Source organism: Curtobacterium sp. S6 (assembly GCF_000710345.2).
Lineage (GTDB): Bacteria > Actinomycetota > Actinomycetes > Actinomycetales > Micrococcaceae > Rothia.
The window spans coordinates 1086324-1106760 of sequence record NZ_JHEL01000015.1; the positions used below are offsets into that span (position 1 = coordinate 1086324).

Genomic DNA, 20437 nt, shown 5'->3' on the forward strand with positions numbered 1-20437 from the left:
GCGTTGGCCTCAGGGCCCGCCGCGCCGTTAGGGCCGAAAACCCTCGTGCCCGGGCTCCTCGCCTACGCGTGCTCGCCCGTGGTGATGGGCCCGGTAACGCCGGAGGGTGCCTCGTCGGCCGTGTAGTCCTGACCGGTGATGCCCTTTTCCTCGAGCCACGCGAGGCGATCCAGGAGTATGCGGGTCACCCCGGCGTCGTACGGAAGCTTGTACATCGCCGCGGTCGTGGGGCCGGCGTCGGGATTGGCCGTCGAGGCGGCGATCCGGTCGATCGCCACCCTCATGGTCTCGGATTGACGCTGCACGAAGGTCCGCTCCACGGGGGTCCCGTGACCGGGAACGAAGACGTGGTAACGGTCCAGGCCGGCGACCGTCGCGAGGGTCTGCACCCACACCTCGGGGAAGGAATCGTCGAACGCCGGGTCCGAGCCCTGCTCGACGATGTCCCCGGTGAAGAGCACCTCGTCGACGCCGGCGAGCACGTCGTTATCCGTATGGCCCAACCCCAAATAGAACAGGGTGACCGCACGGTCCCCCAGGTCCACGCGGGTGAAGGAGGCGCGGCCGCCGTCGCCCGGGAGCAACCGGGTGGGAAGGATGATGTCGGTGTTCGGGCCCTGGTGGTGGGCCATCTCCGGTTCCAGGGTCTCGACGAATCCCCGCTGCCGATCCGCGTACCGTTCCATGGCCCTCTCGGCATTCGGGTGGGCCCAAAAGTCCGTGACGCCGTCGGCCGCGAAGACCGCGTTGCCGAAGATGTGGTCGTAGTGAGCATGGGTATTGACGACCACGAAAGGCAGGTCGGTCAGCCGGCGCGCGGCGCGGAAAATTTCGGCGCCCTGACGTGGGCCGGCGCCGGTGTCGATGACCATGGCCTTCTCGCCGCCCACGATTAGACCGGTGTTCAAACGGTAGTCATCCGTGGTGATGACGTAGATACCGTCGGCAATTTCTTGTGTACGAGCCATATGCCTACGGTACTTGATCAGCGCTGATGCGTGCGTCACCCTCGCGCGCCGACCCGTCCGCTGGCCGCGATCACACGGTTGCCCGCCTCGCTACGATGGATTCATGCTCACGCCAGTCGAACCCCCACGCACCCGCACCGGAGCGGGCCGCTACGCCCCTTCCCCGTCGGGCGATCTTCACCTGGGCAACGTGCGCACGGCCCTCTTCGCGTGGCTGTTCGCCCGGCACACGGGGCGCCGTTTCCTGATGCGCATCGAGGATCTCGACCGGGTGCAACAAGGCTCGGCCGAGCGCCAACTCGACGACCTCCGATCCGTCGGCATCGACTGGGACGGCGAGCCGCTCGTCCAATCGCACCGCACGGCCGCCTACCGCGAGGCCGTCGCGGACCTCCGGGAGCGCGGCTTGGTCTACGAGTGCTTCTGCACCCGGCGCGAAATCCAGGAAGCCTCGTCCGCGCCTCACGGTGCCCCCGGCGCCTACCCGGGGACCTGTCGCGAGCTGTCCGACGCCGAGCGGGCGCGCCGGGCCGAGTCCCGCCCGGCGGCCCTCAGGCTCCGGGCCGAGGAGAGTCGATGGAGCGTGCGGGATCTCTACGCCGGGACATACTCCGGGGCCGTGGACGACGTCGTGCTCGTGCGCAACGACGGCCGGGCCGCCTACAACCTGGCGGTGGTCGTCGACGACGCCCACCAGGGCGTCGATCAGGTCGTGCGCGGCGACGATCTGCTCCCCTCCGCACCCCGCCAGGCCTATTTGGCCCATCTGCTCGGCCTCACCCCTCCCGAATACGCCCACGTTCCCCTGGCCCTCAACCGCCACGGGGATCGGCTGGCCAAGCGCGACGGCGCCGTCACGCTCTCGCAGCTCACGGCGGGTGGCCTCGCCGTCGCCGAGGTGGTGCGCATGATCGCCCGGTCGATGCCGTTGCCCCCGGTGCGCGGTCAGAACGGCCCGCACCTGCCGGAAACGGCCGCGCAGATGCTTGAGGTCTTCGACCCCCGGTCGATATCCCTCGACCCCTGGACCGTTCTCGACCCGTTGATGGAGTCTGCCTGTGTCCCTCGTTAGCCGCATTCCACCGTCCCGGCGCGGCTCGGCCGCCCTGCTCGCGGTGCTCATCGGATCCACCGGAATCCAGACGACCACGGCGGTCGCGTCGACCCTGTTCGAGAAATTCCACCCCGTCTCGGTCTCCGGGCTGCGCATGACGACCGCGGCGGTCGTGCTCCTGATCATCGCCCGGCCCCGGTTCTGGCGCTTCTCGAAGGCCGACTGGTTTTCCGTGGCCTCCTACGGCGTGGTCTCCTCCCTCATGAACGTCTTCTTCTACCTCGCGGTGGAGAGGATTCCGCTCGGGGTGGCGGTCACCGTCGAGTACCTGGGGGCGTTCACGGTCGCGATGCTCGGCGTGCGCAAGGTCAAGGACGGCCTCTTCGCGATGGGCGCGCTGGCGGGGGTCGTGCTCATCGCCGGCCCGACCTTTGGCCACACCGACCTGCTCGGATACCTCTTCGCCGCGCTCGCCGCGACCTCCATGGCCGGGTACACGATCCTCTCGGGCAAGATCAGCGGCGGCACGGAAGCGACCTCGGGGATCCGGGGGCTGGCGGTGTCGATCGGCATCGGCGCGATCTTGTGGTCCCCGGCCACCGCCATGGCGGTGCCGCATATGACCCTGGGCGACTGGGGCATAGCGATCTTCATCGGCGCGGTCGGCCTCGCCCTGGCGTTCTCGTGCGACGCCCTGGCCGCCAACCTGACCAACCCCGCGGTCGTCGGCGTGTTCTTCTCGCTCGATCCCGTCGTCTCGTCCCTCGTCGGGCTCGCCCTCCTGGGGCAGGTCCTGTCGGTCTCGGCGTACGTCGGCATCGCCCTGATCGTCGTTTCGGGAGCCGCCGTGACCTGGCGCGCCAACCGGTCGGCGGCGGCCATCACCACCCACACGGAGGCCCTCCAGCTGATCCGAACCTCGGGGATCCCCCGGGTCAATCGGCGCGACCACCGCTCGTGATTCAAATCTTTACTACCTCGAGACGATCTGGGATACTGCTACCACCCCGGCCGTAGGACGTCCCTGCGGCCCGATCCCCCGCGCCCATTGGAGCATCGCACCGGAGGAAACCGTTGGCAGATCAGTCGTTTCAGTACCTCGCACTGGGGATCTATTTCCTGGGAATGATCGGCATCGGCTTGTGGGCCGGCACCAAGAATAAGGACACCGAGGATTACATGCTCGGCGGCCGCTCCCTACGCCCCAGCGTCGCGGCGCTCTCCGCCGGCGCCTCGGACATGTCCGGCTGGCTTCTCATGGGCCTGCCCGGGGCGGTCTACCTGACCGGAATGGTCAATGCGTGGATAGCCATCGGGCTGACCGTCGGCGCGTGGGTCAACTGGAAGGTGGTCGCGCCTCGCCTCAGGGCCTACTCGAAGATCTCGGGCAACGCCATCACGATTCCGTCCTTCTTCGACCACCGTCTCGCCGAAACCGGCAAAGCAAGCCGGGTTCTCCGGGTGACCTGCGGAATCGTCATCCTGGTATTTTTCATCTTCTACGTATCCTCCGGGATGGTCGCGGGAGGAAAGTTCTATCAGACCATTTTCGGCGGCGACTACCTGCTGGGCATGCTCGTGATCGCGGGCATCACGGTGCTCTACACGTTCTTCGGCGGTTTCCTCGGGGCCACGTTCACCGACGTCGCCCAGGGGCTGCTGATGCTCGCCGCGCTGATCATGGTGCCGATCGTCGCGGTGATGGAGTTCGGCGGCCTTCCCGCGGTTCTCGACGCCGTGGTCACCGCGAGCCCGAACGCCCTCTCCCTGGCCAAGGGCGCCACCGCGGTCGGTGTGATCTCGGCCCTCGCGTGGGGCCTGGGCTATTTCGGCCAGCCCCACATTGTGATTCGCTTCATGGCGCTCAGGTCTCCCCAGGACGCCCCGACCGCGCGCCGCATCGGCATTTCTTGGATGGTGCTCTCGGTGGCCGGGGCCATCGCGACCGCGCTGACCGGCATCGCCTATTTCTCGACGCACCCCGAGGCGCGCCTGACCGATGCCGCCTCGGCCGAAACCGTCTTCCTGGACCTCTCCCAAATCCTGTTCCACCCGCTGGTCGCGGGATTCGTCTTCGCCGCGGTCCTGGCCGCGATCATGTCGACGATCTCGTCACAGCTGATCGTCTCCTCCTCCGCGGCCGTCGAGGACCTGGCGATGTTGCTGTTGCGGCGTGCCCCGTCCCCGGGGGCCAAACTCTGGATGTCGCGGGGCGCCGTGAGCCTCGTGGCGATCGTCGCGGCGTTGATCGCCGTCGATTCGGATTCCGCGGTGCTGACCCTGGTCTCCTTCGCGTGGGCCGGATTTGGTGCATCCTTCGGGCCGCTGACGCTGCTGTCGCTGTACTGGAAACGCCTCACGGCTCTCGGCGGGCTCGGCGCCCTCGTCACGGGGGCGGTCGTGACGATCGTGTGGGGCACGGTCGTCAAGGATCCCGATTCCGCCGGAATCCTGTCCCTGTACGAGATGGTTCCGGGCTTCCTCGCCTCGCTCGTGGCGGGCGTTGCGACGTCGTGGGCGACCCGCCGGCCCGACGAGCGCATCACGCGCGAATTCGATGAAGCCAAGGCGCTCGCGGCGCGGAGGTGACATCCGGACTAGGATCGAGGCGATGAGCACTTCCGAAGAATCGCAGTTACCCCCGTCCGTCTCCGATATTTTCGACCCCCGCCGGTGGCGGATCGTCGAAGGTTTCGAGGATTTCCAGGACATCACGTATCACCGCCAGGTCGAGCGGGACGAGGCCGGCCGGATCGTTCGCGACCTGCCGTGCGTGCGCGTGGCCTTCGACCGGCCCGAGGTGCGCAACGCCTTTCGCCCGGGAACCGTCGACGAACTCTACCGGGCCCTCGATCACGCGCGCATGACCAGCGACGTCGGAACCGTGTTGCTGACCGGCAACGGGCCCTCCGCCAAGGACGGCGGCTGGGCCTTCTGCTCGGGCGGCGACCAGAGGATCCGCGGACGCGACGGATACCACTACGCGGACGGGGAGAGCGCCGACACGATCGACCCGGCCCGGGCCGGCCGCCTGCACATTCTGGAGGTCCAGCGCCTGATCCGCACGATGCCGAAGGTCGTCATCGCGGTCGTCTCGGGTTGGGCCGCCGGCGGCGGGCATTCCCTGCACGTCGTCTGCGATCTGACCATTGCCTCCCGGAAGTTCGGCAAGTTCAAGCAGACCGACGCGACCGTTGGCTCCTTCGACGCGGGCTACGGTTCGGCCCTGCTGGCCCGGCAGGTCGGGCAGAAGGCCGCGCGCGAGATCTTCTTCCTCGCCCGCGAATACGATGCCGAACGCATGCATCAGATGGGGGCCGTCAACGAGGTCGTGGACCACGCTTCCCTCGAAGAGACCGCCCTCGGGTACGCCGCGGACATCGCTCGCCAATCCCCGCAGGCCATTCGCATGCTCAAGTTCGCGTTCAACCTGCCCGACGACGGCATGGTCGGTCAGCAGGTCTTCGCGGGTGAAGCCACGCGCATGGGGTACATGACCGACGAGGCGGTCGAGGGTCGCGATGCTTTCCTCGGCAAGCGGGACCCGGACTGGTCGAGCTTCCCGTACTACTTCTGATCTCCGGCCGGGCGGGCACGGGTCTAGTCTGAGAAGGTCATGGATTTCACTACCTTCTCCCCCGTGCCTTGCCCGACCTCCGTCCCCGATGCCGCCGTGGTGCTCGACGGCCCCGGTTCGGTGTCCCCCGACGAGGTGTACCGGAAGCTCTCCGGGATGATCACCCGGGAGACCAGGATCGGGGAAGAGACCCCTGCGCTGGTCGTCTCGACCTCGGGGTCCACGGGCCGGCCCAAACGCACCGTGCTCTCGGCGCGCGCCCTCCGGGCCTCGGGGCTGGCGACCGAGTCCGCGACGGGGACCGACGGCGGGGCCGAGTGGCTCCTCGCGCTTCCCGTGCACTACGTGGCCGGGGCGCAAGTGATCGCACGCTCCATCATCGCCGGAACCACGCCGGTTCGGACGGCCTCCCTGGCCGGGGGCGCACGGTTCGGCGCCCGGGATTTCCTGCGGACCGCCGAGACACTGACCGGTCACCATCTCATGACCTCGCTGGTCCCAACGCAGGTCCACACGCTGCTCGAGGAGGCCGAGGCGGGAGAGGTCCCGTCGGACGAGTTGCTCGGCGCCCTGCGCGGATTCGACGCGATCCTGCTCGGCGGGGCGCCCGCCTCCGAAGACCTCCTGGAACGATGCCGCGATCTGCACATACCCTTGGTCCTCACCTACGGCAGCGCGGAGACCGCCGGCGGCTGCGTCTACGACTCCCGTGCTCTGCCCGGCACGCGCATCACGATCGAGCAGCCGCCCGGGCCGGGCCCCACGGCCCCGGGGCGGATTTGGCTCGGCGGCCCGACGCTGGCTTCGGGATACCTCGACGACGCCGACCGGACCGCGAGCGCATTCCGACGCGATCCCGCCGGCCTGACCTGGTACCGCACGGACGACCTCGGGACCCTGACCGATGATGGCCGGCTGCAGGTCGCCGGGCGTGCCGACGACGTCGTGATCACCGGCGGCATCAAGGTTTCCGCCCGTGCCGTGGCCGCCGCCCTGGAACGCGATCCCGCGGTCCGCGAGGCCCTGGTCGTCGGCGTGGACAGCGACCGCTGGGGCCAGGAGCTTCGCGCGATACTCTCGCGCAGGCCGGGTCGCGAGCCCGCGGTCGAGGCCCTCCGCGAGCGCGTGCGCGAGGAACTCGGTGCGCCCGCGGTGCCAAAGCGGATCCTGGTGGTGGACCGGTTGCCGCTGACGAGCACGGGGAAACCGGATGCCGCGGCGGCGCGCCGCGCGCTGGGGCCGCAGGAGCCCTCGTCGCGCCCATGACCCCGGATGGACCTCGGTGCCTCGCGTGAGACACTAGATGGAACATTCCCACCCTTTGACCGGGCGAAACCACGCCCGGCACCTCGAGAGGAGACTGCGTGGCAACCGTCGGACAGTGGATCGAGGGTGCTCGGCTACGCACTCTCCCCTTGGCAGTCGCTCCCGTGATCGCCGGAACGGCCGCCGCGGTTCAGCTGAGGGATTTCCGTCCGCTGCCGGCCGTCCTGGCCCTGCTGGTCGCGTTCTTTCTGCAGGTGGGCGTCAACTACGCGAACGACTATTCCGACGGCATCAAGGGCACCGACGACTCGCGCGTCGGACCCATGCGGTTGACGGGATCGGGCGCCGCCCCCGCCCGCCACGTCAAGTTGGCGGCCTTCGCGTGTTTCGGCGCGGCCATGGTCGCGGGGCTGGTGCTCGTCCTCGCGACGCTCCAGTGGTGGTTCCTCGTCGTGGGGCTCTCCGCGGTCTTCGCGGCCTGGGGATACACGGGCGGCAAACACCCGTACGGGTACATCGGGCTCGGCGATGTTTTCGTCTTCCTCTACTTCGGTCTGGTCGCGACCATGGGCACGACCTTTTCGCAGGCCTCCCGCTTGTCGGCGACCTCGGTCTTCGCGTCGATCGCCCTCGGGCTGATCGCCTGCGGCCTGCTGATGGCCAATAACCTGCGAGACGTCCCGACCGATACGGAGGCCGGGAAGAAGACCCTTGCCGTGCGATTGGGCGCCCCGCGGGCCCGCCTGGCCTACGCGGTGGAGATTGTTCTCGCCTTCGCGCTGATGCTCTTCACGGTTGCCGAGAATCCGTGGAATCTGCTGGTGTTCTTGGCCCTGCCGTTCGCGATCCCGGCGATTCGCACGGTTCTCACCGCGCAGGATATGCGCAGACTCATTCCCGTCCTGAAGCAGACGGGCATCCTCAGCGTGATCTTTGCCCTGTTGCTGCTCGTCGCCTCGATCCTAGGAGCCTGATTGCCCTTGCCCACGACCTCCGCCCCGTCGCCCCGCAAGGCTACCGCCGCGTGGTGCATCGTCGTTCTGCTGATCGCTTCGTGCCTGCGGCCCGCGCTGACCACGGTCGGTCCGGTGCTGCATCAGATCGGCGACGACACGGGGCTCGGGGCTGGCGGTCTGGGACTGATCGGCGCGCTGCCGCTGTTGGCCTTTGCGGTGCTCTCCCCGTTGGTGGCCATGCCCGCCCAACGCATCGGTATCGAACGCGTGGTGCTGATCGCGCTGATCGTTCTGAGCCTGGGGATCCTGTTGCGGTCGACACCGGGAATCTTCCTGCTCTGGCTGGGCACGCTGCTCATCGGCGTGGGGCTGGCCATCGGCAACGTGCTGGTCCCCGTGATCGTCAAGAGGGACTTTTCCCGTCACGTGGCCCTCATGACCGGGCTCTACACCGCGGTTCTGTCCGTTGGTGCGGCGACGGCCTCGGGGCTCACGGCCCCGCTATCCCATTCCCTTCCCGGGGGCTGGAGGACCGCCCTGGCGCTCTGGGCGGCCGTCCCCATCGTCGCGGGCATCTGGTGGGCGCTCCTCACCCGACGCGCACGCCGGCAAGAATACGAACGCTCGGGATCGGTGCTGCAGGCCGCGACGGGGTCCCTGCAGGTCGTTCCCTCGCCCGTCGAACCCAGCGGCTCGCGCCAGATCTCCCTGTGGAGGCATCCGATCGCGTGGCAGATCACGTTATTCATGGGGTTGCAGTCGCTGTTGTTCTATACCACCGCCAACTGGCTGCCCACGATCGAGGCGACCATCGGCTTCAGCCCGGCGCAGTCGGGGTTCCACCTGTTCCTGATGCAGATCGTCGGCATCCTGGGCAACCTGAGCGTGAGCTTCTTTGCCGGGATCCGCTCGTCGCAGAGTTGGCTCGCGATGATCCTGGCAGGCTTCCTGGTCGTCGCGGTGGCCGGCGGTCTGATCTTCCCGCCCGCGGCGCCGTTGTGGGCGTGTTTCGTCGGCATCGGGTGCGGCGGAAGCTTCGCCTTGGCCATGACGATGATCGGCTACCGCACCAACAACTATGCGCAGACCATGAAGCTCTCGGGCATGGCCCAGTGCCTGGGTTACCTCATGGCGGCACTTGGGCCCCTCCTGGCAGGCGGTTTTGCCAACCTCGCCGGCGGCTGGTCGGCGGTTCTCTTCGTGCTTCTGGCGCTGACCCTCGTGCACTTCGTGGCGGGGGCGCTGGCCGGGCGGGACCGCAAGATCGGCGTCGGCTCCTAGGGGCAACCCGAGGCATCCTCGGCCGAGGCCGGCCCGCCAGCAGGTTCGGTCTCCCGTCCGATGGGGGCCCACCCGCGCGGCAACACGCATAGACCGCGCCACACCGTGGTCCAGAAACCGAGCCATCCCAAACTCCGCGGCGAGATCCGTTCCCGCGCCGGGATCAGGATGTGGCCGCACAGGAATGCGGTGGTAACAATGGCTATGGTTCCACCGCCGAGCGGCAATGCTATTAAGGCGGCGATAGCGTAGATGACGTGCATGGCAACTCCTAAGGGAAGATGGGTCTAGTTGCCTCATCCTCCGACGGCGAAGGTTGCTCCGTGAATCGTCATCTGCCGAATCCTTCTTCGGAGCCACCGAATCGCGGGCCCACCCCAGCGGCTCGTCTCGTAGAGTTGGACCGCCTCATCATCGACTTCCACGGGAGATCTTGTGTCCTTATCGCCCGATCTGCACCGCTTGCGGATCTTCTTGGCCGTCTTTGATGCCGGGTCCGTCACGGAGGCCGCCGCCGAACTCGGGTATGCCCCCTCCACGGTCAGCGAACAACTACGGACGCTGGCCCGGGAGGCGGGCCACGCCCTGTTCCAACGTCACGGCAATCGGATTTTTCCCACCTCTGCCGCAGGCATCCTGGAACCGCACGCCAGAAACCTCCTAGTCCAGTTCGAACGGGCCAACAAGGATCTGAGTAACTATGCCTCGAAGAAGTCCTCCGAGGTTACCGTCGAATTCGTCGCGAGCGTGGGCAGCTCGGTCCTCAGCCCCGCGGCCACAGCACTGTCCCGACGACGCCCCGATATCTGTTTGAAATTCTCCTTGCAAAGCCAAGCGGACGAAACGGCCCTCAAAATGGCTCGTGGGGAGATCGATCTGGCGTTCAGCTTCGCCTCAGAGGTGCCTCATGGCCTGGTCGCTTCCCGTGCTCTCCATGAACCATTCGTCGCGGTCGTGCCCGTCGACGACCCGCTAGCCGGCCGCGGACACGTAACCCTGGCCGAGTTACGGGACCGCCCGTGGATCAACCACGACGCCGCCAATGGTTCATGCTCGCGATCAGTCGCCGACCAATGCAGAGCCCTCGGCTTCACACCACCCTACGAATTGTCCACGGACACCTTCGAGACCACACAAGATCTCGTGGCAGCCGGATTGGGACGAGCCGTTCTACCTCAGTTTGCTTTGGCCCGCCCCCACGACGATGTGCGGTGCCTTCGACTCGAGGCCGTTCGCCCCGATCTTCCGCCTCCAGGACGGCGCGTGGTCATCCTTCGACGACCGGAGACGTCCGAGGCCGTCATGGAATTCTATGAACTGCTACTCAAAACGGGAGAGGAGTTCCTCGCCGACCACGCATCGTGATGGCGGCCATCTTCTCCGGAGGGCTAGATGTCCCTGCCTTCGCGACGCAATTGCTCGTCGACGTACTGGTCTTCGTCCTCGGCGGTCTCGTCAACCACGGTCGACTTCTTCTTGCCGCGCAGCTTGCCCCAGAACCGCATGAAATCGCGGCTGGCGTCTGCGTGGAGCTTGGGGAACGCCAAGTAGCCGACGGCGAATCCAATGAGGATCGCGAAGACCGCCGCGAGGACGAGTCCCGTGTGCAACAGGGCGCACACGACGAAGACGATCACCATGAGGGCGAGCCGGATGAGCGAATAGTACAGAAACTTCACGATGCTCGAGTGTACCCGCCTGACCTGGTAATCCGCTCGACACCGGAATCAGCGCCCACCGGTAAGATGGAGTGCTATGAGAGCAGTCCTGATCATCGTCGCGGCCGCGGTCGTCGTCGGCATGACCATCTACGCCCTGTTGGACATCGGACGGACGGAGAGGCACCGGATCGTTGCCCTGCCCAAATGGGCGTGGTTCATCATCGCCCTGATCGTTCCGGTGATCGGGCCCGGGCTGTGGCTCGCCTTCGGCTATCGCCGGCGGCCCTCGGGCGGCCGCCGGGCCGACGCTCACCCTACCCCCGGATCTGCGCCGGACGACGACGAAAAATACCTCCGGTTCCTCCAGCAACAGGCCGAACGCCGACGCCGCGACGAGGAACGCCGTCGCCGCGAATCGGGCGAGAACGACCGCTGACCCCGCGGCATCGCGCGAAAACCACGAGACCCCCGGAATCCCTAAGGATTCCGGGGGTCTCATGGTTCCGGGGCATCGACTAAGCCCCCGATGGATTTACAGCCCCGAGTAGGAGTGCAGTCCGTTGAAGACGACGTTCACGGCGGTGAAGTTGAAGATGATGCATCCGTAGCCGATGATCGACAACCACGCCGAACGCGGGCCGGTCCAGCCACGGGTCGCCCTCGCGTGCAGGTACGCCGCGTAGACGACCCAGATGACGAAGGTCCAGACCTCCTTGGTGTCCCAGCCCCAGTAGCGGCCCCAGGCCTTATTCGCCCAGATCGCGCCCATGGCCAGGGTAAAGGTCCACATCACGAAGCCGACGGTGTTGAGGCGGAAGGCGAAGTTCTCCAGGGCCTGCGAGGACGGCACGAGGCGCATGAAGCCGAGGCCGGCTTTCTCGCCCTCGATCAGCTTCTTCTCGCGACGCGACTGAATCAACTGCAAGACGGCCATCGCGAAGGTCAGCGTGAAGACCCCGGAGGCCATCACGGCCACGGACACGTGAATCACGAGCCAGTACGACTGAAGCGCGGGCTTCAGGTGCCCGACCGGCGTCGGGAAGCCGATGGTCGCGGCCACCATCATGATCAGGGAGAGGCCCGTGACCAAGGCGCCCACGAACCGGAGGTCCCGGAAGATCAGGGCGATCAGGAACACGACGGATACCACGAGGGCGCCGGTCGTGCAGAACTCGTACATATTGCCCCACGGGACGCGGCCCGCGGCCAGCCCGCGCGTGACGACGCCGATCGCGTGCACCACGCACGCGATGATCATGACGGCCACGGCCACCTTGGCGGCCGGACGACGCTGGCCGGAATAGGCCATGGAATCGTCCGCGACGTGTTCGGTCAGCTTGGCGCGCGTGCTGGCGGTGTACGCCCGCCCGCGGCTTCCCCCGCCACCGCCTTCGACGTGGATCGCCGAGGAGCTCGACGACGAGCCCGCCGAGGCCGTGGCACCGGCCAAGGCCGGCTCCCGATCGCCCTCGAGCGCGGCGGCCTCAGCCTTGCGGGTCGCCCGCGAATTGGTCGCGAGGTCCCACGTGAAGGACACGAAGGACACTAGATAGATCACCGCGGCCAGGAGCATAAATGCCTCGCTCCACTGACCCAGGTTCTCGTTGATAGTCATGCTTCCCTTTCTGGGCCGCTCGTCGGAAGCCACCCCTGACGCGGTGACCAGTCCCGATGCGAGAAAATTACGCCTCGTTGAATTCTAATCCCCATTCCTGGGCAAAGAGATCGGTCAGTTTGTCGGCCTCCATGGCAATGCGCGGGTCTTCGCCGCGAGCCAGCAGGCCGTATTCGACGACCACGGCGCGGGCTCCCCCGTCGAGCACGGTCTCGTGGGCCTTGACCCAGACGCGACGCCGGGCCACGAAGAGGGAGACGATGAGACCGCTGAAGGCCAGCAGGAAGGAAACCAGGACGACCGGCTTGCCCGGATCGTAGTGGATATCCAGGCCCGCGTACCGTTTGACGCCCTCGAACTGGACGCTACCCTTCCCCTCGGGGAGTTGGTAAGTGTTGTTCTGCTCGGTCAGCACGATGCCGCCGTGATCGGATTTCATGGAGTTCAGCTCGTGAAGCTTATTGGTATCCAACACGTACACGTTCTGCGGATCGCCCTTATCGAGGCCGAGATCCCCGTAGTACGAGGAGAGCACGAGGGCCGGATTGGCCGGAGCCGCGTCCACGGAGTGCGGCATCTGACCGGATTGGATCACGGCGGTCGGCAAGAACATGCCGACGAATCCGAGCTGGTCGGGTGACGCGTCGGGAACCTTGAGCACCATCGAGGAGGTGAAGACCTTATCGGTCGGCAGGCTCACCACCGGGCCCTCATAGGCCACCTTTCCGTCGCCGTCGGTGACCTTGACGATCGGCGCGTATCCGTTGCCGGAAAGGTACACGTTATTGCCGTCGATGTTGAGCGGCTCGTTGACCTTCAGGGATTCCTTCTTCGGCTCCGCGTTCGGGGAATCCTTGACCGTCATCTGCGCGTCGTAGCCGAGGTCCTGCCCGTAGGTCGACGAGGTTTTATCCCGGTCGTAGGTCACGTTGAGCTTGTCGAGCGTGACGGAGAAGTTGCGCAGCCAATCGGGGTTGTAGTTGGTGCCCGGCTTGAACTGGTCGTAGCTGACGAGCGTATTGACGTGGGACTCGCCCTCGACCACGATCTTCTGACCGCTGTAGCCAAATTGCCCGCCCACGGCCACGCCGATCAGGACGCCGATCATGGCCGCGTGGAACACCAGATTGCCGATCTCGCGGAAATATCCGCGCTCCGCGCCGACGCTCGGGCTCGAGGAGTCCTCGCGCAGCTCGGTGCGGTAGTGCCGCTTCTTCAGGATGCGCTGCGCCGTCGCCGCGGCCCCGCCTGCCGTCAGCCCGCCGTCCACCGAATCCACGGGAATGGTCAGGGTCCGGTGCTGCGGGAGCCTGCTCAGGTTGCGCGGGGTGCGCGGCGGCTTGGCCCCGTAAGCTTTGGCGTGCTTGATGGCCCGCGGGATCACGCAACCGATCAAGGAGATGAACAGCAGGAGGTAAATGGCCGAAAACCAGGCCGAGGAAAAGACGTCGAACAGCTGAAGTTTCTCGGCGATCGGCCCCCACGTTTTGTGGGAGTCCATGTATTCCTGGACCTTCTGCGGGTCCTGAATGTTCTGGGGGAACATCGACCCCGGAACCGCGGCGACCGCGAGCAGAAGGAGCAGGAACAGCGCGGTGTTCATCTTGGTCAGCTGGGTCCACGCCCACCGGAGCATGCCGATGGGCCCCAGAGCCGGGGCGACCTTCTTGGCTGCTGTCTTCTGTTTACTCATGCCATCCATTTTCGGTAGCGGATTTCTGCCGTGTGACGTGGGGGTTCGTCCCGCGGGCCGATCACACCGGAAGCTCGTAACCCGGGGTGATCCCCTGGAGCCAGGACATCATCGCGCCCCATAGCCCGGTGGCCATCAGGAGCCCCACGATCACGAGGGCGACGCCCCCGACGATCTGCAGGGTCCGGCGGTGCTTCTTCAGGAAGGCAAACATCTCTGCCGACTTCCGGAAACCCAGGGCGATCAGTAGAAACGGTATCCCCAACCCCAGACAATAGGCCACGGTCAGGACAATGGCCTTGAGGCTGTTGGGGCCTTCCAGGAAGACGAGCGCTTGGACCGCGGCGAACGTCGGCCCGATGCAGGGCGCCCACCCCAGCCCGAAGGTGATGCCGAGCAGCGGCGCGCCCCACAGGCCGGCCGGCGGCTTGGCGTGGATCTTGCGATCGCGCTGGAACCAGGAAAATCCACCCATGAACACGATGCCGAGGGCGATCACCAGAATCCCCAGGACCATCTGCAGCCAGGTTTGACTCCTGACCCACGGTGCCGCACCGAATTGCGCCAGGACCACGGACAACAGCACGAAGACGAGGGAAAACCCGAGGATGAACAGGCCCGTTCCGGCGAACATGCGACCGCGGCGGCGTCGTTGCAGGTCGCTACCGGTCAGGCCCGTCACGTAGGCGAGGTACCCGGGAACGAGCGGAAGAACGCAGGGCGACGCGAAAGAGATCAGCCCGGCAAAGGCTGCCAGGGGGATGGAGGCCCACAGGGAGCCTTCCAACACCACGGAGCCAAAGGACGATTCGGCGGCCAGGAGCACGATGAACCTACGAACCCTTCGACGGGTGAGATGCGTCCTTGCCGTCGATCTGGTCTTGGACGAGGCTCCGGACGGTCGATTCGTCGATCTGGCCGAGCACGCGCGCCGCGACGCGCCCCTGCGAGTCGAGCACGAGGGTCGTGGGGACCGCCTGCGCGGGCACGTACTGCGAAAGCGCCATGAGGACGCCTCCGGCGCGATCCTCGACCGACGGATAGGCGATGCCAAAGTTCCGCTCGAAGGCCTCGGCCGTACCCTGCTCGTCCCGGAGGTTGATGCCGTAGAAGTTGACCTTGTCGCCAAATTCCTGCGACAGCTTCTGCAGGTGTGGCGCCTCCGCACGGCAGGGTGCGCACCCCGCGTACCAGAAGTTCAAAACGCTGGGTTTACCGCGAAGCTGGTCTCCGGTCAGCGACTCGCCGCCGAAAAGCTTGCCCTCGAAGGACACGGGCTCTCCGCGCTTGGCCTTGCTGAATTCGGTCACGGAACCGTCACCCGAGATGTATCCCTTGCCATCCGCGGAGTTCGCCTGATCCGAGAGGTCCGAATTGTCCTTATTCGAGCATCCGGTCACGACCGCCAGACCCGCGACCGTGGCAACCGAAAACAGTCCGCGGCGGGTCATGGGGCGGGGTGAAGAACTGGGCATGGTGTCTCTCTGGAAATGATGTCAAGATGTCGGGGCCGGCCTCCGGACGCGGTCGCGTCCAGCCGGCAAGGGGGCCGGCCCGTAGGTCAAACCCATCGTTCGATTATGATCCCGGAAGCTGAATGACCCCTGGATATAGCTCGGCGGCCGGTTCGGAATACGTCACTTTCGGGGCCCGCGGGGCCGAAATGTCCTCAAATGTCAGCGAGGTCACCGAGGCCAGGTTGCACTGCCTGGTACGAGGATCGTGCGGGAGCATCCGCCCTTCGACGCTCGATCGCGCCATCCAGATCGGAAGCTGGTGGGAGACGATGATCGCCTGGGCCCCATCCCCACCGCGCGCCACCGCTTCCACCGCGGCATCTTTGATGGCCGCGGCCATGCGCCGGACTTGCTCACGATACGGCTCGCCCCACGACGGACGCAGGGGGTTGGTCATGAAGCGCCAGTGGCGAGGGTGCCGCACGAGCTCATCGCGGCTCACGTGGAGGCCCTCAAAATAATTGCCGGCCTCGATCACGCGCTCGTCGAGGGTCACCGGAAGGTTCAGGGCCTGAGAGATCGGCGCCGCAGTCTCTTGGGTGCGCGTCAGGGGCGACGCCGCCAGGTACACGAATCGCGCTCCTCGCGCGGCACGTCGTTCGAATTCCCGCGCGGCGAGTTCGGCCATCTGGTGCCCGGCCGCGGAGAGATGAAATTCCGGGAGCCGGCCGTAAACGATGCGATCCGGATTGTGGACCTCGCCGTGGCGCATGAGGTGAACGGTAGCGCTGTGAGACATGGGCCTAGTCTCTCAGATAGTCCCTCTGGCGGCCATTCGTCCGGACCCCGGACGTCGGCTCACGGTTCCTCCGGGTCACGCCCCGCGAGGATGCCGCGGAGAATGCGCTCGATTCGGCCTTGATCCACCCGCCAGAAGTCACGCGGGACCCCGTCGACGCGAACCACGGGAATCTCCTCGGCATGCCGTTTCAGCAGGTCCAACCGTTCCTCGACGTTAATCTCGGTGACCTCGATCCCGAGCGGATCCGTCACGGACTTCAGGTCGATCCGCGCCTGGTCACACAGGTGACAGCCCGGGGAGGTCAGCAGCTCGACCGTGGGCGTGTGCCCCGGAGCGGGGGCCGATTCGCGGTCTTCCATGGACATCTTCCGTTCGTTGGCCGTGCCGGGATTGGGTACGCATTCGGCCGCCCCTCGCGATGCGAGGTGACGGCCGAGAATGCTCAAGACAAGAAGAGTCTACTTCTTGTTGCGACGCTGGTGGCGGGTCTTGCGAAGCAGCTTACGGTGCTTCTTCTTCGCCATGCGCTTGCGGCGCTTCTTAATAACTGAACCCATAGGATCCCTACCTTGATAGTCGTACGTCGGTGGCAAGCACGCTCATGCGCGGCAAAGCCACCGGGTGGCGTCCTTGTCCCCCGTGCCGAGGACGGCGGAGGCTTGCGGTCAAAACGTTCGCTCATGAGGTTTACTGCAGGCAAAGAAAAGCCCAATACAGCGAAAACGTTCCTCACATACCCTACAAGGTGGAGTCAAATATCTTCGAATCGGCCGCTTTTACCCGGCCGACTCACCCGCCGATGCGGAGGATCCGCCGTTCGAGGCCGCTTCCATGGGGTTGAGGGTCTCGTTGGCTCGCGGGGCCGCGTCCGGAAGGTCCGCGTCCCGGGACTTGTTGTCCGCCACGTGATCGGCAAGCTTCGACGTCGGGGCCAGCGGATGGACCTCTCCGTCCTCCCCTAGCTCGGGCTGAACGAAGACGGAGGCCGAGGAACGCTGTTTGCGCTCCGGGTCCACGCCGGCCTCGAGATAGTGGCCCTCGATGTGTTCGGCCACCATGCGAGCGGCCAATTCGTTATCCCCCGATTCGATCGCGGCGTAAATCGCGCGGTGTTCGGCGCACAACCGCGTTGCCGTGGTGGACCACAGTGGGACGTACCCGACGAGCGAGAGCGTGTACTCGTAGATCGAGTCCCGCAAGGACGTCAATAGCCCCGTGACCAGGCTGTTGCCCGCCAAGCGCGTGAGGGCGACGTGGAAGGAGACCTCCAGGTGGTGGAAATCCTTGAGGGACAGGTCGTCTCGGGACATCTCGTCGATAATCTTGGCGAGTTCCCGCATGGACGGGTGCTCGGGGTTGGCACGACGCAGCGCCCAAGTTTCCAGCAGGACCCGGGTGTGCACGATATCGCGGAGCGGATATTCCGCCGTCGCCATGTGCAGCTTGAGCGCCGGCCCGGCGCTGGCCGCTGGCTCCCGCACGAGCTGGGCGATCATCTGGTGTCGTTTGCCCTCGTAGAGCCGGAGGATCCCCCTGGATTCGAGGTCCTTGAGCGCCTCGTGCGTCGCGCTGCGGGACGTCCCCACGGCATCGGAGATTCGACGCTCGCTCGGCAGCTCCTGTCCCAGGACGAGGTTGCCGTCGAACAGCTCGTTCTCCAGCCATTGAAGGATCTTACGGTCGGTAGCCATGCGGTGATGAATCTTTCATGCTGTGGTCAACGATGCGGTTCCAGGTCGAAGGGGAAGCCCTCCTCCTATCGTCCACGCTTCCTGCCAAACAGATTAGCCAAAAAGCCTGAAGGTTTGTGCTCTCCCGAGGCCACCTCGCCATCCGAGGGGCTCTCCGCGCGCCGAACCTGGGGATCCAGCGGCTCCCACGAGGCCCGCTCGCCCGACGATTCGGCGGAACGCCGGTGTTGCGGCGCCCGACGGGACTCGGGGTCGCCGCCGGCCGGTGCGGCGCCGGGAACGCTCGCTGCACGCGCCGAGGAGGCGCTCGATGCGGCCGGGGCCCTCAGCGCGGAGGTGGCGGCATCCCCGGTCGTGGACGGGCCGATATTCAACGGCGTCAAGGGGGTGAAAGTCACCCCGTCGTGCCGGGACCGGGCGATCGGGGCGGGACCGTCGGTGCCGGTCGCCTCCGCGACGGCGGGAGCGACCGGTCGGGCTTCCTCGGCGTCGACGTGCTCGGGCTCCGGGTCGGCCGCGTAATACTCCTCGGACTCAGTCAACGGGGACAGATGCGGGCGCGCGGGGGCCTCGCGTGAATCCTCCGGGGCGGAATCATCCTGGGCTTCGGGCGCGACCTCGGCGGCGGGTGCGGAGGCCTCGGGCTCCGAGGGGGCGGCGGGGGCGTCCTCGGGCGCGGTCGCCGTCGCGTCGGGCTCGGTCGACTCCGGGGCTTCCGGGGTTGCCGGGGTTGCCGGGGCCTCGGCGTCGGCCGCGGGCGCCGAGAGCTCCTCGACCCACGAGCTGATCTCCGCCAGGGGCGCCGTATTCAGCGAATACAGCCTCCGCTGGCCCTGGGCCTTCATGGTGACCAGTCCGGCCTCGCGCAGGACCTTCAGGTGTTTCGACACGGTCGGCTGGCTCACGCCCAGCTCGGTGACGACGTCGTTGACAGGACGCGGTCCTGTCTGGACGACGGCGAGAATGCGCCGTCGGGTAGCGTCAGCAACCACGGCAAATACGTCAGTGCTCATGCCTCCACCATAACGGTGTATTCCGGCAGGCGTATGCATACACGCCCGTCGAATTGCGACCGGTGGTCCCGCTCGGGTCTTTCCCCGGCTCGAGTCAGTCAAACCACGGGTCCAGGCCCCACAGGGGGAAGACGGCCTTCCGGGTCGCCATCACGGTCCGATCCAGCGCATCACTGGGATCGAAGCCGATCTCCCAGGACCTCCACCACACGTCGGCCTCGTCACCCATCAGGCGAGGCGCGCGGGTTCCGTACTTGTCGGCGATGTACGTTCGCCACGACTCCGGGGTCGGCAGCGTGGGTTCGACCGGCCGTCCCGCCACGATTCCCACGAGGTGTGCCCACGAGCGTGGAACGGCGTCGAGGCAGTTGTATCCGCCCCCGCCGAGCGCCAACCACCGGTCCTCGGTCAGCTCATCGGCCAGGTCGGCGATGGTCATCGTGGCTTCCCGCTGGGCGTCGACGCTGAGCCTCATGTGGGTCATGTCGTCCTTGTAGTGCGAATCGCAGCCGTGCTGGGAGACGATCACCTCCGGATCGAAGGCCCGCGCCAGTTGCGGGACGATCGCATGGAAGGCCCGCAGCCAGGCGCCGTCCGAGACCGTCGTCGGGAGGGCGACGTTGACGACGCTTCCCAACGCGTCCCCGTCGGCGCCCATCTCGTTAGAGAATCCCGTGCCGGGAAACAGCGACATCCCGGTCTCGTGAAGGGAAATCGTAAACACACGGGGCTCGTCCCAGAAGATGCTCTGGGTTCCGTCCCCGTGGTGCGCATCGATGTCGATGTACAGCACGCGTTGGACTCCGCGGTCGAGCAGTCGTTGGATCGCGACCGCGCAATCGTTGTAGACGCAAAAGCCGCTCGCGTGGTCGCGGTGTGCGTGGTGCATCCCGCCGCCGAAGTTCACGGCGCGAACCGTGGACCCGTCGACCATGGACTCGGCGGCCAGCTCGCTGCCGCCCGCGAGCCGGGCCGCGGCCTCGTGCAGGCCCGCCACACCGGGGGTGTCCTCGCCGTCCAGGCCGCTGCCCGGGATTTTCAGGCTGGGATCGGCGCTGACGGCCTTGACGCTGTCGATGTACTCGCGCGAGTGGGCCGTGCGCAGGGCGGCGTCGTCTGCCACGTGAGGTTTCTCGACGCGCACGTGGCCCAGCTCAAAAAGGCCCAAGTCCTGGGCGAGACGAGCCGTCGCGTCGAGGCGACACGGGTTCATGGGGTGGTAATCACCGAAGAAGTAGGAGGTCATGGCCGCATCCCAGGTCACCATCGTGGTGGGGGCGGCGCCTCGCTCACTTCCGCGAAAGTTTGTAATTGAGGTCACAGGGTAATTGTGTCACGGGTCGACGGCTGCGGCCCATTTGGGGCCCCCGGGGCGCCCGGGCCATTACGCTAGGGAGGGTCAT

General features: G+C 66.5%; 22 protein-coding genes. 9 read left to right on the forward strand and 13 right to left on the reverse strand.

All coding sequences use genetic code 11. The features are described from left to right. Nucleotides 1-62 precede the first annotated feature (62 nt). Entirely contained in the window at nucleotides 63-968 is a 906-nt protein-coding gene (locus CURSPS6_RS07155) for an MBL fold metallo-hydrolase (RefSeq protein ID WP_030015170.1), read from the reverse strand. A gap of 103 nt (nucleotides 969-1071) precedes the next feature. On the opposite strand from CURSPS6_RS07155, the gene gluQRS reads away from it, so the two are divergent. The 7 genes from gluQRS to CURSPS6_RS07190 all read left to right on the forward strand — a co-directional run bounded on the left by gluQRS (nucleotide 1072) and on the right by CURSPS6_RS07190 (nucleotide 9102). Beyond that, a complete protein-coding gene (gene gluQRS, locus CURSPS6_RS07160) occupies nucleotides 1072-2040 on the forward strand; it encodes a tRNA glutamyl-Q(34) synthetase GluQRS (RefSeq protein ID WP_030015171.1) in 969 nt (322 codons plus the stop codon). Beyond that, nucleotides 2027-2983, forward strand: coding sequence for an EamA family transporter (locus CURSPS6_RS07165; protein WP_051687706.1), 957 nt, complete (start codon nucleotides 2027-2029; stop codon nucleotides 2981-2983). Before gluQRS ends, CURSPS6_RS07165 begins: the two co-directional genes overlap by 14 nt. Nucleotides 2984-3096: 113 nt before the next feature. After that, the gene (gene putP, locus CURSPS6_RS07170) at nucleotides 3097-4611 is read left to right on the forward strand and encodes a sodium/proline symporter PutP (RefSeq protein WP_030015174.1); all 1515 of its coding nucleotides are present in this window, start codon (nucleotides 3097-3099) and stop codon (nucleotides 4609-4611) included. Nucleotides 4612-4633: 22 nt separating this feature from the next. Further along, nucleotides 4634-5599: a 1,4-dihydroxy-2-naphthoyl-CoA synthase gene (locus tag CURSPS6_RS07175; RefSeq protein WP_030015175.1), complete on the forward strand. Its 966-nt coding sequence runs from the start codon at nucleotides 4634-4636 to the stop codon at nucleotides 5597-5599. A 39-nt stretch (nucleotides 5600-5638) separates the two neighbouring features. Further along, nucleotides 5639-6865, forward strand: a complete 1227-nt coding sequence (locus CURSPS6_RS07180) for an AMP-binding protein (RefSeq protein ID WP_051687707.1) — start codon at nucleotides 5639-5641, stop codon at nucleotides 6863-6865. Between the two features lie 98 nt (nucleotides 6866-6963). Continuing rightward, nucleotides 6964-7839 carry a 1,4-dihydroxy-2-naphthoate polyprenyltransferase gene (locus tag CURSPS6_RS07185; RefSeq protein ID WP_030015178.1) on the forward strand — a complete coding sequence of 292 codons (876 nt, stop codon included), beginning with the start codon at nucleotides 6964-6966 and terminating at the stop codon, nucleotides 7837-7839. A gap of 6 nt (nucleotides 7840-7845) precedes the next feature. Continuing rightward, entirely contained in the window at nucleotides 7846-9102 is a 1257-nt protein-coding gene (locus CURSPS6_RS07190) for a CynX/NimT family MFS transporter (protein ID WP_160319779.1), read from the forward strand. Here CURSPS6_RS07190 and CURSPS6_RS07195 read toward each other — a convergent pair. Further along, nucleotides 9099-9365, reverse strand: coding sequence for a hypothetical protein (locus CURSPS6_RS07195; protein WP_030015181.1), 267 nt, complete (start codon nucleotides 9363-9365; stop codon nucleotides 9099-9101). The two genes, CURSPS6_RS07190 and CURSPS6_RS07195, sit on opposite strands and share 4 nt — an antisense overlap. Before the next feature lie 172 nt (nucleotides 9366-9537). Between CURSPS6_RS07195 and CURSPS6_RS07200 the strand changes: the two genes are divergently transcribed. Next, a complete protein-coding gene (locus tag CURSPS6_RS07200; protein ID WP_030015183.1) occupies nucleotides 9538-10467 on the forward strand; it encodes a LysR family transcriptional regulator in 930 nt (309 codons plus the stop codon). A gap of 23 nt (nucleotides 10468-10490) precedes the next feature. Here the strand turns inward: CURSPS6_RS07200 and CURSPS6_RS07205 are convergent, their stop codons facing one another. Continuing rightward, nucleotides 10491-10781 carry a DUF4229 domain-containing protein gene (locus CURSPS6_RS07205; RefSeq protein WP_030015185.1) on the reverse strand — a complete coding sequence of 97 codons (291 nt, stop codon included), beginning with the start codon at nucleotides 10779-10781 and terminating at the stop codon, nucleotides 10491-10493. Between the two features lie 76 nt (nucleotides 10782-10857). Between CURSPS6_RS07205 and CURSPS6_RS07210 the strand changes: the two genes are divergently transcribed. Further along, nucleotides 10858-11199 carry a PLD nuclease N-terminal domain-containing protein gene (locus CURSPS6_RS07210; protein ID WP_030015186.1) on the forward strand — a complete coding sequence of 114 codons (342 nt, stop codon included), beginning with the start codon at nucleotides 10858-10860 and terminating at the stop codon, nucleotides 11197-11199. 96 nt (nucleotides 11200-11295) lie between these two features. On the opposite strand, the gene ccsB is transcribed toward CURSPS6_RS07210, so the two are convergent. The 10 genes from ccsB to CURSPS6_RS07255 all read right to left on the reverse strand — a co-directional run bounded on the left by ccsB (nucleotide 11296) and on the right by CURSPS6_RS07255 (nucleotide 20301). Next, nucleotides 11296-12378 carry a c-type cytochrome biogenesis protein CcsB gene (gene ccsB / locus CURSPS6_RS07215; protein ID WP_030015188.1) on the reverse strand — a complete coding sequence of 361 codons (1083 nt, stop codon included), beginning with the start codon at nucleotides 12376-12378 and terminating at the stop codon, nucleotides 11296-11298. A gap of 67 nt (nucleotides 12379-12445) precedes the next feature. Next, on the reverse strand, nucleotides 12446-14071 hold the full coding sequence (resB, locus tag CURSPS6_RS07220; RefSeq protein WP_030015189.1) for a cytochrome c biogenesis protein ResB: 1626 nt from the start codon (nucleotides 14069-14071) through the stop codon (nucleotides 12446-12448). Between the two features lie 61 nt (nucleotides 14072-14132). Next, on the reverse strand, nucleotides 14133-14891 hold the full coding sequence (locus CURSPS6_RS07225; protein ID WP_030015190.1) for a cytochrome c biogenesis CcdA family protein: 759 nt from the start codon (nucleotides 14889-14891) through the stop codon (nucleotides 14133-14135). Nucleotides 14892-14904: 13 nt separating this feature from the next. Further along, nucleotides 14905-15546 (reverse strand): TlpA family protein disulfide reductase, encoded by a 642-nt coding sequence (locus tag CURSPS6_RS07230; protein WP_030015192.1) that lies wholly within the window; start codon nucleotides 15544-15546, stop codon nucleotides 14905-14907. A gap of 103 nt (nucleotides 15547-15649) precedes the next feature. Then, nucleotides 15650-16327, reverse strand: a complete 678-nt coding sequence (locus CURSPS6_RS07235; protein ID WP_030015193.1) for a histidine phosphatase family protein — start codon at nucleotides 16325-16327, stop codon at nucleotides 15650-15652. Between the two features lie 59 nt (nucleotides 16328-16386). Further along, complete coding sequence (locus CURSPS6_RS07240) at nucleotides 16387-16776, reverse strand: glutaredoxin family protein (RefSeq protein ID WP_321164024.1); 390 nt, start codon at nucleotides 16774-16776, stop codon at nucleotides 16387-16389. A gap of 12 nt (nucleotides 16777-16788) precedes the next feature. Continuing rightward, a complete protein-coding gene (locus CURSPS6_RS12345; protein WP_003792170.1) occupies nucleotides 16789-16887 on the reverse strand; it encodes a 30S ribosomal protein bS22 in 99 nt (32 codons plus the stop codon). A gap of 219 nt (nucleotides 16888-17106) precedes the next feature. Next, nucleotides 17107-18021 (reverse strand): FadR/GntR family transcriptional regulator, encoded by a 915-nt coding sequence (locus CURSPS6_RS07245; protein WP_051687708.1) that lies wholly within the window; start codon nucleotides 18019-18021, stop codon nucleotides 17107-17109. A gap of 65 nt (nucleotides 18022-18086) precedes the next feature. Next, nucleotides 18087-19034 carry an ArsR/SmtB family transcription factor gene (locus tag CURSPS6_RS07250; protein ID WP_051687709.1) on the reverse strand — a complete coding sequence of 316 codons (948 nt, stop codon included), beginning with the start codon at nucleotides 19032-19034 and terminating at the stop codon, nucleotides 18087-18089. Between the two features lie 94 nt (nucleotides 19035-19128). Continuing rightward, a complete protein-coding gene (locus CURSPS6_RS07255; protein ID WP_051687710.1) occupies nucleotides 19129-20301 on the reverse strand; it encodes an acetoin utilization protein AcuC in 1173 nt (390 codons plus the stop codon). Nucleotides 20302-20437 lie beyond the last annotated feature (136 nt).